The sequence below is a fragment of the Polaromonas aquatica genome (genome assembly GCF_042659145.1).
Lineage (GTDB): Bacteria > Pseudomonadota > Gammaproteobacteria > Burkholderiales > Burkholderiaceae_C > Polaromonas > Polaromonas aquatica.
Map to the genome: position 1 here is coordinate 157,988 of NZ_JBHSRS010000005.1, position 15,502 is coordinate 173,489.

The following is a 15,502-nucleotide window of genomic DNA, read 5'->3' on the forward strand; positions in this document are numbered from 1 at the left end:
ATGTCGCACGAATTCACTACCCTGGCCGCGTCCTCCATGGATACGGCAACCGCCTACCGGCTCCTGTGCGGCATTGTTGTGCCACGGCCCATCGCCTGGATCACCAGCGTCAGCGAGGCGGGCATCGTCAACGCCGCGCCCTTCAGTTCATACAACTACGTGGCCCACAGCCCGCCCATGCTGGCGGTCAATATCGGTTCGCGCGGCGGTGCGCTTAAAGACACGGCCCGCAACATCGAGAAGGGCCGCGAGTTTGTGGTGAACGTGGCGACTGTCGGCAATATGGAAACCATGCACAAGACCTCCGCCGAGTTCGCGCCTGACGCGAGTGAGGCCGAGGCCCTGGGCATTGAACTGTTGCCCAGCCACCAGGTCAAGCCGCCGCGCATTGCGATGTCGCCGGTGCAGATGGAGTGCAAGCTGAGCCAGGTGGTTCGCCTGGGCCGGCTCAACACCCTGTACATAGGCGAGGTCGTGGCCTTTCACCTGTCCAGCGAGGTCTATGACGGCAGGCATGTCGACAGCGTGAAGATGCAGCCGGTTGCCCGTCTGGGTGGCCCGTACTACGCCGCGCTGGGCGAGATATTTTTGCGCCCCGTCCTGCAAACCCCGCCAACCGAAAAATAAAACCAGCAATTTCGATATGACAACTCCAAGAACACTGCTCCGCCAGCCAGGCCGTTACCAGGTGGGGACTTTTATCAAGACAGCTTCCCCGCACGTTGTGGAGGTGCTGGGCACCAGCCGCATGGACTTTGCTGTTCTCGATGCCGAACATGCGCCGCTGGACCGTGCGGCGCTTGACCTCATGATGCTTGCCGGCCGGGCCGCCGGTCTGCCGCTGCTGGTACGCATTCCGGACAAGAACCCCGCGACGATTTTGTCGGTGCTGGACATGGGCGCAGCCGGTTTGCTGGTGCCGCATGTGGACAGTGTTGCCGATGCGGAGGCGGTGGTGAGGCACGCGAAGTTTCGCGGTGGCCAGCGCGGGTTCTCGGGCTCGCCGCGCTTTTCGGGCTATGGCACGCTGGGCATGAAACAGGCCTTGACGGCTGGCGACCAGGCGTTGGTGATCTGCCAGATCGAAGGCCCCGAGGCCGTGGCGGCCGCGGCCGGCATTGCGGCAGTTCCAGGTGTGGATGGCCTGTTTATCGGGCGTGCCGACCTGGCGCTGGCCATGGGGCTGGAGGACTCCAAACACCCGGATGTTTCCAGTGCGACGGATCGCTGCATTGATGCGGCGCTGAAGGCCGGCAAGCTGGCCGGCGTTTTCACCGCAAGCCTTGCCGAGCGTGATGCCTATGCGGCCAAAGGCGTGAACTGGTTTGTATTCGGTTCGGACCAGTCGCTGCTGCGCCAGTCTGCCGACGCGAGTGCGCATCCCGCTGAATGAGCGCAGAAAATCTTTTTCCAGGAGCTATTTGATGAGCAACCAGACAATCATGGCAACGCAGGCGCGCCACTATGCAAGCGCCGCACAGCAGGTGGCGCCGGGCGCCAGCACCTGGCTCACGCGCGGTGCCAATTTTGTGGTGGCGGTGACGCAGGCCAGCGCCGGTACCGAACTTGCGCGCGACAACAATCCCGATGAGTACATGGTGTACCTGGTGGACACCGCTGCAGTGATCGAGGCCGGCAAGGAGCGGATTGAAGCCAGTGCCGACAGCCTGACGATTGTGCCGCCGGGTGCCAGCCGCGTCACGCTGTCCGGTGCAGGCCAGGTTGTGCGGGTTTTTTCAACAAAGGCATCCGACCTGGCAAGCGCGGCCGGCAATGCCGGGCTCTATGCGGCAGGTGCGCCCGAGGTGGCCCCGCTGCAAGCCTGGCCCGACCCGGTGGGTGGCTTCAAGCTGCGCAATTACCTGGTGAGTGAACACACCAAACCCGACAGCAATATGCGGATCTTCCGCAGCAGCAACCTGATGATCAACATCATGACCGCGCGCCAGGTGGCGCGCGATGTGCACAAGCTCAGCCCGCACTCCCATGCCGATTTTGAGCAGGGTTCGCTCGCGATCTCCGGTGACTGGGTGCACCACATGCGTTACCCGTGGACAGTAGACATGACCACCTGGAAAGAGGACGAGCACATAGAGATGGGCAGCCCGTCATTGCTGGTGATTCCGCCCAAGGTGATACACACCAGCCGCAACGTCAATGATGGCGGTTCGGCGCTGATCGACATCTTTGCTCCGCCGCGCATGGATTTCTCCAGCAAGCCCGGCATGGTTTGCAATGCCGCCGAGTACCCGATGCCGGCGGTTCAGCCAGCCTGACGCGGCGCGCGTTTGACCGTTGCGGGTTTTTTCCGCGACGGTGCACGCGCGGCTTTCATGGCCGGTTGTTTGCTGTTGCCGTCCAGCGCCTTCAGGCGGGCGCTTATCTTGTCTGCAGCTTCCTTCATGGCGGGGTAGAGCGTGCTCACAGCTTCCTCCTGCGACAGCGCCGACGAAAACCAGGTCAGCCCGAAGGAAGCCGCCACACGGCCATTTTCAAAGATGGGCAAGGCCAGTGTGTTGGAGACCGGGCGCACCGCTGGGTTGCGCACCGCATAACCGCGCGTGCGCACCTCCTCCAGCGTGGCCATCACTTTCTGCAGGTCAGCCGCGGGCTCGTCTTCCGGGTCCGTCGATTGCGCCAGCAGGCCGAGAATGATTTCCTGTTCATCCGGCGGGCAAAAAGCCAGGTAGGCGCGGCCCAGCGCCCGGCTCACCAGTGACAGGCGCATGTTGATGGTGGAATGCAGCAGCGACAGCGGTGACTGGGCGATAGTGCTGTAACGCACCACCACGGCATCGGTGTCAAACACGGCCACGGCGACCGGCCATTTGAAGCTGGCGGTAAACGCATCCGCGACCGGTGCGGCTGCTTCTATGATGCGCGGCTCACTGTGGTAGCCGCAGGACAGCGTATGCACCGCCGAGGTCAGGTAGTACGCCCCGTGCTGCGGCGCGTGGTTCACCAGGCCCTTGGCAACCAGCGTTTGCAGCAAGCGCACCAGCGAGGGCTTGGGCAGGCCGGTTTGCCGGTGCAGCAGGTCAAGTGTGGAGATAGGCTGGCGGTTCAGGCATTGCAGCAGCTCGATGGCACGCTCGACCGAGCGGACCGGAGGGAAAGATGCCATCGCAGCTCAGCCCCTGCCTCAGGCGTAGTCGCTCATGGGAACACAGCTGCAAAACAGGTTGCGGTCGCCATAGACGTTGTCAACGCGACCCACCGGCGGCCAGTATTTGGCGTGCTGGGTGGTGCTGAGGATGGCGGCTCCCACATCGCGTGTATAGGCATGTTTCCATTCGCCCTTGAGCAGGCTGGCGGCCGTGTGCGGCGCGGCTTTCAGCGGGTTGTCGTCCTGCGGCCATTCGCCTTGTTCGATGCGGCGGATTTCCTGCCGGATGGCGATCATCGCGTCTATGAAGCGGTCCAGCTCGTCCAGCGTCTCGCTCTCGGTGGGCTCCACCATCAGCGTGCCGGCCACCGGAAAGCTCAGCGTCGGTGCATGAAAGCCGTAATCGATCAGGCGCTTGGCCACGTCTTCTGCGGTAACACCGCTGGTTTCCTTCAGCGGGCGCAAGTCCAGTATGCATTCGTGCGCGACATGGCCGTTTTCGCTGGCATACAGCGTGGGGTAGTGGTCTTTCAGGCGTGCGCTGATGTAGTTGGCACTCAGGATGGCGACCTCGGTGGCCTGCTGCAGGCCTTCGGGGCCCATCATGCGGCAGTACATCCAGCTGATGGGCAGCACCGCAGCATTGCCCAGGGGGGCAGCTGATATTGCTCCCACGCCATTGACCGGCAAACCCGCGGTCGCATGGCCGGGCAGGTAGGGCACCAGGTCGGCCACCACGCACACCGGGCCCACGCCCGGCCCGCCGCCGCCGTGCGGGATGCAGAAGGTCTTGTGCAGGTTGAGGTGGCTCACATCGCCGCCAAACTCGCCAGGCGCAGCCACACCGACCAGCGCGTTCATGTTGGCGCCATCGACATACACACGCCCGCCATGCGCATGCACCATCTGGCACAGCTCTTTCACATGGGTTTCGAACACGCCGTGGGTGCTGGGGTAGGTGATCATCACGCAGGCTAATTTTTCGCTGTGCTGTTCGCACTTGGCTTTCAGGTCGGCCATGTCCACATTACCCTGCGCATCGCAGGCGGTGACAACGACAGTCATGCCCACCATTTGCGCGCTGGCCGGGTTGGTGCCGTGGGCCGACGAAGGGATCAGGCAGATGTTGCGATGCCCCTGGCCTTGCGCTTCATGGAAGGCCTTGATGATCAGCAGGCCGGCATATTCGCCCTGCGAGCCGGCATTGGGCTGCAGGCTGATGCCGGCATAACCCGTGGCCTGGCACAGCCAGTCGCGCAGTTGCTGGTCAAGCTCGGCATAACCACGCAACTGGTCTGCGGGTGCAAACGGGTGGATGTTGGCAAACTCGGGCCAGGTGATGGGGATCATCTCGCTGGTGGCGTTGAGTTTCATGGTGCAGGAGCCCAGCGGGATCATGCTGCGGTCCAGCGCCAGGTCCTTGTCGCTGAGCATGCGTATGTAGCGCAACATGCCGGTTTCGGAGTGGTGGGTGTTGAACACCGGGTGCGAGAGGAAGGGACTGCTGCGGCGCAGATCTGCGGGAATCAGTGATTCGACGCCCCTTTCGAAGGCGCTGACGACAGGAAGTGTCTGGCCGTCTGCGGCAAAAAATGACCAGAGCAATTCGATATCGCTGCGGCTGGTGGTCTCGTCCAGCGACACGCCCAGGTGATTTTTCAGGCGAAATCGCAGGTTGGCCCCCGCACTGCGGGCGCGGCCAGCTATCAAATCAGTAGCGTCACCGGTTTTGACAGTGACGGAGTCGAATGCGCCGGCGTTTGTAATCTCGTAGCCGAGCTCCTGCAGGCCGCGTACGAATATGGCGGTGTAGGTGGCCACACGCTCTGCGATGCGCTTCAAGCCCTGCGGGCCATGGTAGACCGCATACATGCTGGCAATCACGGCCGGCAGCACCTGGGCGGTACAGATGTTGGAGGTGGCTTTTTCGCGGCGTATGTGCTGCTCGCGCGTTTGCAGTGCCAGCCGATAGGTCGGGTTGCCGTGCACATCGACGCTCACGCCGACCAGGCGGCCGGGCAGGGAGCGCTTGAACTCGTCGCGGCAGGCCAGGTAGGCCGCGTGCGGGCCGCCGTTGCCCATGGGCATGCCGAAACGTTGTGTGTTGCCCAGCACGATGTCGGCATCCCATTCGCCGGGCGGAGTCAGCAGGGTAAGTGCCAGCAGGTCGGCGGCCACGCACAGGGCCGCACCATCGATATGTGCCTGCCCTGCCAGAGGGCGCAGGTCGTGGATGCTGCCGGTAGTCGCCGGGTACTGCGCCAGTACGCCGAAGTAGTTACCTTGGGCCATGAGCTGCGGCACCGTAACGGCGGCTGTACTGACCTTGACTTCAATGCCCAGAGGCCGGGCACGGGTCTGGATCACCTCGATCGTCTGCGGATGGCAGTCGCCCGCAACGATGAAGACATTGCTTTTGCTCTTTACGCTGCGCCTGGCCAGGGTCATGGCCTCGGCTGCGGCTGTGGCTTCGTCGAGCATGGAGGCATTGGCAATAGGCATGCCGGTCAGGTCGCAGACCATGGTCTGGAAGTTGATCAGCGCCTCCATGCGGCCCTGCGAAATCTCGGCCTGGTATGGCGTGTAGGCGGTGTACCAGGCGGGGTTTTCAAGGATGTTGCGCAGGATCACGCCGGGCGTGTAGGTGCCGTAATAGCCCTGGCCTATGAAACTTTTGAAGACCTTGTTTTTTGATGCAATCGCCTTGAGTTGCCTGAGCGCTGCGGCTTCGGTCACAGGCGATGGGATCGCCATGGCGCTTTTGCGTGCAATGGACCGCGGAACAATGCCGTCGACAAGTTCCCTGCGTGAGGTCGAGCCGATCACGCCAAGCATGTGTACTTCGTCTTGCCCGTCAATGCCTATGTGGCGAGCCAGGAATTCGGAAGGGTTCTCAAGCTCGCCTAACGGCTTGGCGGATTGCATCAGCATGTCGCGGTCCTAGATTCAGGGTAGTTGTATTTGTTCAGGCATTCGCCGAGAAGCTGGCGTAACTGGTCTCGTCCATCAGCGCATCCAGTTGGGACATATCGGACAGCTTGACCTTGAAGAACCAGCCGGCACCCAGCGGGTCGCTGTTGGCCAGGGACGGGTCATCGCGCAGGGCTTCGTTGACCTCGATCACTTCGCCGCCTACTGGCATGTAAACATCAGCAGCGGCCTTGACGGACTCGACCACACCAGCGGTTTCTTTTTGCGCGAACAGGGCGCCCACGGCGGGCAGGTCCACAAACACCACATCGCCCAGCGCGTCCTGCGCATGGACGGTGATGCCTACGGTAGCGATGTCGCCTTCAATCTTGAGCCATTCGTGGTCTTCGGTGTATTTGACAGTCATGAGGTTCTCCAGTGAGGTGGTGAAAAAATCAAGAGTTAAGCTTACAGGCCTGAATCGTAGACAGGTTTTTAGCCGCGGTAGTACCGGGTGGCAACAAAAGGCATGGCACTGACTTCCATGGGGACGGGCTTGCCGCGCACCATGGCGTTCAGCCGTGTACCTATGGCCGCAAATCCCGGGCTCACGTAACCCATGGCCACCGGCTGGTTGATGCTGGGGCCGAGCAGGCCGCTGGTGACTTCGCCAATAGCCGCACCTTCAAGGCTGTGCAGTGCAGTGTGCTCCCGCACGGGGACGCGCTCCAGTGCGACCAGACCTACGCGTTTTTTTGTGAGTGTGCTCGGATCAGCCAGTTGCGCAAGGATTTTGGCCGCGCCTGGAAACCCGCCAGCCCGCGCGCCGCCGGTGCGCCGGACTTTCTGTATCGCCCAGTTGAGGCCGGCCTCGACCGGTGTGGTGCCTGCACAAATGTCATTGCCGTAGAGGCACAGGCCGGCTTCCAGCCGCAGTGAATTGCGTGCACCCAGGCCTATGGGTTTGACCTCCGGCTGCGCCAGCAGGGCGCGTGCCAGTGTATCGGCCTGGGCTGCGGGCACGGAAATCTCAAAACCGTCTTCACCCGTATAGCCGCTGCGCGTGAGGAAACAGTCGCAGCCTGCGACGTCAAAACGGCCGCCGCTCATGAATACCAGCTTTTCAACGCCCGGTGCAAGGCGCTGCAATGCGGTCACGGCCTGCGGCCCCTGCAAGGCCAGCAGCGCCATTTCGGGCATGGGGATGACATCGCAGCGACTGCCGATTTTTTGCTGGATGTGCGCAATGTCAGCGGCCTTGCAGGCACCGTTGACGATCACGAACAGGTCGCCGCCGCCCGCGTAGTCACGGTTGAAAAACATCAGGTCATCGATGATGCCGCCATCGTCATTGAGCAGCAGGCCGTAGCGCTGCTTGCCTGCGGGCAGGTCCATGACATCCACAGGCAGCAGGGTTTCGAGTGCGGCAGCTGCGTCGGTGCCCACCAGGCGCAACTGGCCCATGTGGGAGACGTCAAACAGTCCGGCGGCCTTGCGTGTGTGCAGGTGTTCGGCCATCAGGCCGGCGGGGTACTGCACCGGCATGGAGTAGCCGGCAAATGGCACCATGCGCGCACCAAGCTCCACATGCAAATCATGCAGCGGCGTTTTGAGAAGGGTCTCAGGAGGCGTGGACGTTGGGCTGGACAAGGGGATTCTCCGGGGGCAAACATGTTTCCATGGTCGTCAAACCATGGGCTGCCCCTGCTGTCCACTTTACCTGAGAGATTCGCCCGGCGATACGGGTTTGCTCCTTCGGTGGGTCACCGTGAAGTGACCTCTCTCCAGTAGGGAACGCCCCTCGGCGCGGCACGCCGGGAAGCGGTTGCCAGTCCTTTTGCCTGAGCGTTCAGTACACCATAAAGGGTGTGACATGCGCCTTCGGCGGTTCTCTCGGGGAGAACTCTCTCCTGACCCCGCAAGTGTAACGGATGCCGGCTTTATTCAAAGAAGCGGGCGTTATGCCGCCGGGTTTCCGGGCGACTGGACGGGGAGAAGCATGGCAAGGCGCTCGCTGATCGAGTCGGCCCGCTCATGCCCCGCGGCTTTTTCAATTTCTCCTATCATTTCGCGGGACACGGCAAGCATGGTTTCGCGGTCTTTGGCATTGCGCAGCGCTTCGCGGAAATTTTCCGCCTGTCCGGGATTGCGCCTGGCAAACATGCGCTCACAGATGTCAAACAGGAACATGCGTGTGGTGGCCAGCGAGCGCTTGCCTTCAAACTGGTCCGCTGCGACCTTGACGGCCTGCGTTGTATCCGGGCTTGGGAGGATCTGATCCTGCCCGGCCAGCGTCGTGGGGGCTGCGGATGCCGGTGCCGCTGGTTCGATGGTGGCTGCTTTCTGAAGTGCGTGGCCCGGGTGTGTTTCAAGGAACCCGTCGCGCAACAGGCGCAGCGCAATCTGCTCCCCGTCGCCGCCAAACAGGGGCTGGAAATCCTTTATGGACTTGTTGCCATCGGCCAGTAGCAGCAGGGTTCGCTCGCGCTGTCCGAGCGTGCGCACGCCGGGCTTGAGTTCAGCGCGGGCGCGGTCGGTTTTATGGAGCTGCATAGGGTTTCCATGAAACGTGGAAACCCGAATCATCGCCCCCGAAAATGACAGGCGCGTGAATCACGCGCGCATCTTGTGTGTGACCTACCTTGCGTACACCAGGTCACGCAATGCCAGCGACAGCTGCGGCACATAAGTCACCACCATCAGGCAGGCCAGAATGACCAGCACGAAGGGAATGAGGTGCGTGACGATGCGGTCCAGCGAGATTTTGGCCACCGTGCAGGCCGCAAACAGGTTCACGCCAAAGGGCGGTGTGATCATGCCCAACGCCAGGTTGACCACCATGATCAGCCCGAAGTGCACCGGATCAATGCCGAAATGCACGGCCACAGGTGCCAGGATGGGCGCCAGCACGATGATGGCCGCACTGGTTTCGATGAACATGCCGATCACAAACAGGGCGGCGTTCACGCCCAGCAAAAAGAGGGCAGGCGACTGCAGTACGGCCTGCAGCCAGTGGCCAATGGCATCAGGTACGCCGGCGCGGGTGATCAGGAAGGCGAACAGCCCTGCGTTGGCGATGATGAACATGATCACGGCGCTGGACAGGACCGACTTGCGCAGGATGGCATACAGATCCTGGAGTTTGATTTCCCGGTAAATCACGATACCGACAACGAGTGCATAAAACACCGCCACAGCCGAGGCTTCGGTGGGGGTGAAAATGCCGCCGTAGATGCCGCCGAGAATGATCACCGGCATCAGCAGCGCCCAGCCGGCCTGCAAGGTGGCCTTGCCAAAGCTCAGGCGGCCGTCGCCGTCGTGTTTGCCCCAACCCTTCCAGCGGCAGTACAGGTGCACAAACAGCATCAGCGCGAGGCCAATCAGCAGGCCAGGGCCAAAGCCGGCAATGAACAGTTCGCCAATCGAGACTTCGGCGCTGACGCCGTAGAGGATCATGGGAATCGATGGAGGGATGATCACGCCAAGCTCTGCGCTGGTGGCCTGCAGCGCCGCTGCATAGGCTGTCGGGTAACCATGTTTGATGAGGGCCGGAATCAGTATGGCGCCAATGGCAAATGTGGTGGCGACCGATGAACCTGACACCGCTGCAAAAATCATGCAGGTCAACACGCAGGTCATGGGCAGCCCACCCTGTATTCCGCCCACGATGCTTTTTGCAAACTCCACCAGCCGGCGCGAGATGCCGCCGGTCTCCATCAGGTTGCCGGCCAGGATGAAAAACGGGATGGCGGCGAGCGGAAACTTGTTGATGGCCGAGAACATTTCCTTGACGGAAATCAGCATGTTCGCATTGGCGGCATGGATGCCCAGAACGGAGGCCAGGCCGATCGAAACGGCCACGGACACGGTGAGTGCAAAGCACAGCACCATGGTTGAGATCATTACTGCAGTCATGGACGGCCCCCACGGTCACTCACTTCGTGTGTTCCCTGCCCCCCTAGGGGGCCGCTGCGCCTGCGGCCCGGCAAAGCCGGTTCCGCGGCCCCTGCTTGAATGGGATGAAATCCACCTTGTGTTCTCATTGTGCGGTTTCCAGTTCGTTGCGTTGCGGGTCCATCAGGTTGCCGATCAGGCCGATCACGCAAAACATGCCGCCTACCGGCATGGCTACATAACCCCAGAACATGGAAATGGATTCCAGGCCGGCCATGGATTGCACGCGCCCGCGCAGCGAGTAGTCCCAGCCCCACCAGATGATGACGGCGACCAGCGCCAGGGCCGCCAGGCAGACCAGCCAGTCCAGCAGGCGCCGCATTTTGGGCGGGCTCCAGCGGTAGAGCACGTCCACGCTCACCATGGCACCTTGTCTGAACGCCATGGGAATGCCCATGAAGACCATCCAGATCAGGCTCAGGCGGATCAGGATTTCGCTCCATTCCGCCGGTTGCTCCAGCACGAAGCGGGTCACGATCTGGAACATGCCCAGCGTCGACGCAATGACCAGCATCAGGCAGGCTACCAGCATGGAAAAGCCGGTGGTCCAGTGTTCGAATTTGAGGAAGGCTTGTTTCATGGCGGGTACCGGTTCATGCCTTGTTTTAAAGGGTTTGACAATGAAAGCGCCCGCCAGTCAAGGGACTGCGGGCGCAAGCAGCTACAAAGTCTGTAGCGATGTCAAATCTGCAACGGCTTATTTGTAGTTGCGGATGGCGTCAATATTGGCTTTGCCGAACTGCTTTTCAAAGTCGGCATTGACGGGTGCCAGTATGGCCACGAACTTGGACTTGTCGACGTTGTCGATCACGGTCATGCCCTTGGCACGCAGTTCAGCCACGCCGCTGGCATCGTCCTGGTCCACGCGGGCGCGGTTGGCCTTGGTGGCCTCTTTGGCGGCATCGACAAAAGCGGTTTTGTCGGCGGCGCTGAGCTTGTCAAACGCGGCCTTGTTCATCACAAAAATGCAGGGTGAATAAACATGGCCGGTCAGCGACAGGTGTTTTTGCACCTGGTCAAACTTGGCGGACATGATGACCGACAGCGGGTTTTCCTGGCCGTCTACCGTGCCTTGTTGCAGCGCGGTGAACACTTCCGGAAACGCCATGGGCGTGGTGATGATGCCCAGGCCCTTGTAGGCCGCAATGTGCACCGGGTTCTCCATGGTGCGCATCTTCAGGCCTTTCAGGTCCTCGGGCAGCCGGACGTCGCGCTTGCTGTTGGTCATGTGGCGAAAACCGTTTTCAGCCCAGGCAAGCGCCTTGAAACCCTTGGCGTCGAATTTCTTGAGCATGTCCTGGCCGATAGGACCGTCGAGCACAGCGCGTGCATGTGCCTTGTCGCGGAACAGGAAGGGCACATCGAGGATCTTTGTTTCGGGTACGAAGTTGGGCACCGGGCCGGTAGACGAGAAAGCCAGTTCCTGGGTGCCCAGTTGCACCGCTTCGATGGACTCGCGTTCGCCGCCCAGTGAGCCGTTGTAGAAGGTCTGGACCTTGTAGCGGCCTGCCGTGCGCTTTTCCACTTCTTTTGCGAATGTGTCGATCGCCACGCCCTGGTGGGAGTTCTGCGCGGTGGAAATGCTGATGCGCATGGTCGTCTGTGCGCTCGCCGAGGCCATCAAGCCCATGGCCATAGTCATACCGATAAGCAGTTTCGAAAGTTTCATGCTGTCTCCAAAATGGTTGCTGGTATTTCAATACTTCTGCGAATACGACCTGTAGCCGCAAGCGGACCATTATTACTGCAGGGATGGGGCCGGCATGCGCGGGTTTTCGCTTAAACGGTGTTGGCGGACGTCCTCGCCTCACCGGCCGAGTGGCGTCATGCCCAGGCTTTGCATGTAGGCGGCAATGATCTCTGCAAAATCACCGTCCGGCTGCAGACCGAGCGCCCGTGCGCGTGCGGCATCGATTCTGGCCGGCCATCGGGTCACGATGTCGGCGACGGCCGCATCGGGCGTCCAGTCAATCAACTCGGCCACTTCCTTGCCTGCCAGCCTTTCCAGTGCCGCTGCCATGTCGCCGGCCGTGGTGCTGAGCGCGGGCAGGTTGACGGCGGTGCGGGCGCCCCATTCGGCATCGCTGGCTTGCGCAGCACGTATCAGCCCTTCGACCGTGCGAGCAGGGGATGACAGTGCGAAGGCCGTCTCCCTGGGAACCGGGCAGCATGCCCTGATGCCCGCCAGCGGTTCACGGATCATGCCGCTCAAAAAGCTGGAGGCTGCACCATTGGGTTTGCCTGGCCGTACGCTGACGGTCATCAGACGCACATTGCGTCCCCGGATAAAACCTTTGCGCGCATAGTCAGCCACCAGCTGCTCACCGATGAATTTCTGGATGCCGTAACTGTTCTGCGGTGTCGGCAATGTGTTGTCGTCGACCACGGCAGGCAGGGCTTGTTGCGGCGAGTTGCCGAAGACCGCGAGGGAGCTTGCAAACACCACCGTGGGGCAGGTCTTCAGTGCACGGCAGGCCTGCAGCAGGGCGCGTGTAGCGTCCACGTTGCTGCGCATGCCCAGGTCAAAATCGGCTTCGCACTCGCCGCTGACGGCGGCAGCCATGTGAAAAATGATAGCGTGTTGCGCAAGTAATACGGGGGCTGCAGCCGTATTTTGTTCGAAGATTCCGTTTAAATCACCTGTCACGGCATGAATACGGCTGTCCGCCGCCAGGTCTGCGGGTGGCGCCACGCGATCCACGAGTGTGATGCTTTGGATGGTTTGCTGCGCGCTGCCCGCCAGCGACAAGCGGCCGCGCGCAAGAAGTTCGCGTGCGAGCCTGGTGCCCAGAAATCCGGCGCCGCCGGTGATGACGATGTGCATGGGGGAAATTCCTGTATATTTTTTCGGGAGGCAGCCCGAGTCAGCGGGAGCGCAGTTTCAGCAGCCGCTCCCGGGCCGCAGCCAGGTGTTCGCGCAGGGTGTACCAGCGGTCAGAAAATTCGTCCGGCAGATCAAGCGCAACCACCTGCCGCTCGATGTTGTCCAGCCGCTCCAGCAGCCGCCTGAGCGCCATGGGGTTCTCGGTCGCAATCTTGTCCATATCGCTTTCAAGGAACTTCACGTCACCATAAAAATGGTTCAGTGCCGCACTGATGCGCCAGTCGAACAGCCGTGGAATCCAGGCCAGCAATATCAGTGCGATGGCCAGGATGGGGATGATTGCAAACATCAGCAGCTCCACCTGCTGCGCCGTGCCATATGGCAGCAGGGTTTCCAGCCAGGGCCGGGCGCCCAGGCTGTAGGCCCTGGCAACAGGCGACAGGGGGAAATCGCTGCCCCTGAAGCTGGGGAACTGGCCATGCCGCTGGAGAAAATTCGGGCCTTCATGGATGGCGATGGCGGCATCCAGCAGGGCCCGCTGCAGGGCGGGATGCACCTCCGGCCGGACCAGCAGATGGGTTTGCAGGCTCATCAGCGTCAGGTCGCGCGGTGGAATGTCGCCGCGCAGCTCGATCGCGCCCTGCGGCAGCAGCAGCGGTTGCAGGTGGGGCTCCTGCGCAACCAGCGCGCCCGCATGCTCGGTTCCGAGCAGCTGGATATTGCCTTGCCGCGTGAGCAACTGCACGGCCTGTGAGTCTTCCCCCGCCGCCAGGAACAGCACGTCGATTTTGCCGTCTGCCAGTGCTTCTGCCGCGGCTACACCGACGGCGGGGTCAAAGTGCACGTCGGCAGGACGCAGGCCGGCATGCTCCAGCATGACTTTGGCTGCCATGAATGACGAGGATGAAGCCGCGCCTGCTGCCACCCGGGCACCTTTGGCCTGGGCCAGTGATGCGGGGCCGTCGGCGCCAGAGAAAACCCAGACAGGTTCCTGGCCCACAACTGCCAGGGCCTGCACCGGGCTGCGGGCGTTTGCATAGATGCCGTGCGCAAAGCCGATGCCGGCGGCATTGCGTGCATCCATGAGTTGTTCCAGCGAGCCATTCTGCTTGTCCGAATAGACGATCTCCACATTCAGCCCGGTGCGCTCCAGTTGTTCTGCATAGCGCTGTGCCAGGCGCGAATAGCTGCCTTGCGGCGACCCTGCCGCAATCACGGCTTTGCCTGGCGGCAACACCAGCCAGTGGGTAGCCGACCACCAAAGGGCCGCTGCGGTGCAAAGCACCAGCGGCAGGTAGAACAGCCACCAGCGCCTGCGGTAGAGCAGCAGCAGTTTCATCGCCCGCGCATTTTGTAGAGACGCTGGCGCACAAATTCAATGTGCTGGTGCAGCGTGTAGCAACGTGCCATCAGGTCTTTGGGGCAGGCAAAAGCCATCAGAGCCTTGTCTATGCTGTTCAGGCGCAGCAGGAAACGCGTGAGGTCCAGCCCGGACAGGGTTTCCTGGCTCAGGTCGTTTTCAATGAACTTGAGCTCGCCGTACCAGCGGTTGACGCGGCTTTCCAGCACCCAGCGCAGGTAGGTCGGGATCAGCCGCATCAGCCAGAAAGCCATCAATGTGACGGGCAGGACGATCAGCAGGATGCGTTCCGTGAGTTGCGCCCACCAGAAGGGCAACAGCCGCTCCAGCAGCGGCAGGCCGTGGATCAGCGTTTCGCGCGCCTGGGGCGCCGTCGGGAAGTCGATACGCCGCAGCGAAGGGAAGTCACCTGCGCGGTGAAACAGCCCGCCACCCGTATGGACCTCCATGGCGACCGCGATGGCCAGCCTTTTGAGGGCAGGGTGCAGGTCTTCGCGGGCGACCAGGCTGGCTGAGGTCGTGAGCAGGGTGATGTCGCGCGGAGGCAGCCGGGTGTCCAGCGCCCCCTGTGCCAGCAGGCGCGGCTCCAGGTAAGGGTTGCGTTCAGTGATGGCAGCTGACTTGCGCAGGTTGGCCAGTTGTATGCCCGGCAGGCCCAGCATGTTCTGGACTGCGAAGGATTCGGTAGGTGCCACCATCAGCACCACGTCAAGCTGGTTTTGCCGCATGGCCTGGACTGCGGCGCTGCCGGTGAGTTTTGACAGTGTCAGCTCCGACATGGCGATCCTGGCCTGTTCCAGAAGCTTGAGCGCCACCTTGCGGCTGCCGCTGCCTTCCGGGCCTATGGCCACGCGCATGCCCTGCAGCTGGTTGAGCGAGTCGAGCTCCCGGTTGCGCGTGAATATCCAGACCGCTTCGACGTCCACGTTGGCCAGCGTCTCGATGCGGCTGCGGTCGCGCCGGTCCAGTGAGGCGCCGAGGTAACCAAAGCCGCCTTGCATCAAGGCCAGGTCAGTCGGGTCAACCGCCCGGCGCAGGCGTTTCTGGTTCTGTTCGGACCCTTCCGAGGGCTGGATATCCAGCGTGATGCCATGCGCCGCAAAACGTTCAGCGTAGTGTTGCGCGTGGCGGTAATAAGCCCCATCGGTGGCGGCCGTGGTAATGCTCAGTTGCGCGGGCGGCATGGGGAACACCAGCAACCACAGGCAGGTGATCGTCGCCACGGCAAGCGCGACGACTGGAAGCCGGATCAAGAGCCATTTGCGTTGATACAACCTAGCCATGCGCACAGGCTTATTCCTGTTGGGGGTGTGTACCTTTATAGCGCAAAGCCGTGAATGTTGTCAGG

14 protein-coding genes and 2 riboswitches are annotated in these 15,502 nt (G+C 61.9%); of the genes, 3 read left to right on the forward strand and 11 right to left on the reverse strand.

Annotated elements, in window-relative coordinates; translation table 11 throughout:
- The 3 genes from ACFQND_RS03065 to ACFQND_RS03075 are packed head-to-tail and all read left to right on the forward strand — an operon-like array spanning nt 1 to nt 2,276.
- Nucleotides 1-627: a flavin reductase family protein gene (locus ACFQND_RS03065; RefSeq protein WP_371434548.1), complete on the forward strand. Its 627-nt coding sequence runs from the start codon at nt 1-3 to the stop codon at nt 625-627.
- A gap of 16 nt (nt 628-643) precedes the next feature.
- Nucleotides 644-1,393 carry an HpcH/HpaI aldolase family protein gene (locus tag ACFQND_RS03070; protein ID WP_371434549.1) on the forward strand — a complete coding sequence of 250 codons (750 nt, stop codon included), beginning with the start codon at nt 644-646 and terminating at the stop codon, nt 1,391-1,393.
- A gap of 31 nt (nt 1,394-1,424) precedes the next feature.
- Nucleotides 1,425-2,276 carry a hypothetical protein gene (locus tag ACFQND_RS03075; RefSeq protein WP_371434550.1) on the forward strand — a complete coding sequence of 284 codons (852 nt, stop codon included), beginning with the start codon at nt 1,425-1,427 and terminating at the stop codon, nt 2,274-2,276.
- Here ACFQND_RS03075 and ACFQND_RS03080 read toward each other — a convergent pair.
- The 11 genes from ACFQND_RS03080 to ACFQND_RS03130 form a co-directional block, all read right to left on the reverse strand.
- Entirely contained in the window at nt 2,264-3,124 is an 861-nt protein-coding gene (locus ACFQND_RS03080) for a DNA-binding transcriptional regulator (RefSeq protein WP_371434551.1), read from the reverse strand. The two genes, ACFQND_RS03075 and ACFQND_RS03080, sit on opposite strands and share 13 nt — an antisense overlap.
- Nucleotides 3,125-3,142: 18 nt before the next feature.
- Nucleotides 3,143-6,037 carry an aminomethyl-transferring glycine dehydrogenase gene (gene gcvP, locus ACFQND_RS03085; protein ID WP_371434552.1) on the reverse strand — a complete coding sequence of 965 codons (2,895 nt, stop codon included), beginning with the start codon at nt 6,035-6,037 and terminating at the stop codon, nt 3,143-3,145.
- Nucleotides 6,038-6,071: 34 nt separating this feature from the next.
- Complete coding sequence (gcvH, locus tag ACFQND_RS03090) at nt 6,072-6,443, reverse strand: glycine cleavage system protein GcvH (protein ID WP_371434553.1); 372 nt, start codon at nt 6,441-6,443, stop codon at nt 6,072-6,074.
- Nucleotides 6,444-6,511: 68 nt separating this feature from the next.
- On the reverse strand, nt 6,512-7,666 hold the full coding sequence (gene gcvT, locus ACFQND_RS03095; protein WP_449301343.1) for a glycine cleavage system aminomethyltransferase GcvT: 1,155 nt from the start codon (nt 7,664-7,666) through the stop codon (nt 6,512-6,514).
- Between the two features lie 47 nt (nt 7,667-7,713).
- Nucleotides 7,714-7,814: riboswitch (glycine riboswitch) on the reverse strand.
- A 21-nt stretch (nt 7,815-7,835) separates the two neighbouring features.
- Nucleotides 7,836-7,939: riboswitch (glycine riboswitch) on the reverse strand.
- Nucleotides 7,940-7,975: 36 nt separating this feature from the next.
- Nucleotides 7,976-8,569 (reverse strand): hypothetical protein, encoded by a 594-nt coding sequence (locus ACFQND_RS03100; protein WP_371434554.1) that lies wholly within the window; start codon nt 8,567-8,569, stop codon nt 7,976-7,978.
- Between the two features lie 84 nt (nt 8,570-8,653).
- Entirely contained in the window at nt 8,654-9,931 is a 1,278-nt protein-coding gene (locus ACFQND_RS03105) for a TRAP transporter large permease (protein WP_371434555.1), read from the reverse strand.
- Nucleotides 9,932-10,055: 124 nt separating this feature from the next.
- Nucleotides 10,056-10,550, reverse strand: coding sequence for a TRAP transporter small permease (locus ACFQND_RS03110; RefSeq protein WP_371434556.1), 495 nt, complete (start codon nt 10,548-10,550; stop codon nt 10,056-10,058).
- A gap of 117 nt (nt 10,551-10,667) precedes the next feature.
- Nucleotides 10,668-11,639: a TRAP transporter substrate-binding protein gene (locus tag ACFQND_RS03115; protein ID WP_371434557.1), complete on the reverse strand. Its 972-nt coding sequence runs from the start codon at nt 11,637-11,639 to the stop codon at nt 10,668-10,670.
- A 138-nt stretch (nt 11,640-11,777) separates the two neighbouring features.
- Entirely contained in the window at nt 11,778-12,794 is a 1,017-nt protein-coding gene (gene denD, locus ACFQND_RS03120) for a D-erythronate dehydrogenase (protein WP_371434558.1), read from the reverse strand.
- 40 nt (nt 12,795-12,834) lie between these two features.
- Nucleotides 12,835-14,133 (reverse strand): PhnD/SsuA/transferrin family substrate-binding protein, encoded by a 1,299-nt coding sequence (locus ACFQND_RS03125; RefSeq protein WP_371434559.1) that lies wholly within the window; start codon nt 14,131-14,133, stop codon nt 12,835-12,837.
- Complete coding sequence (locus ACFQND_RS03130; protein WP_371434560.1) at nt 14,130-15,407, reverse strand: TAXI family TRAP transporter solute-binding subunit; 1,278 nt, start codon at nt 15,405-15,407, stop codon at nt 14,130-14,132. Before ACFQND_RS03130 ends, ACFQND_RS03125 begins: the two co-directional genes overlap by 4 nt.
- Between the last annotated feature and the right edge of the window lie 95 nt (nt 15,408-15,502).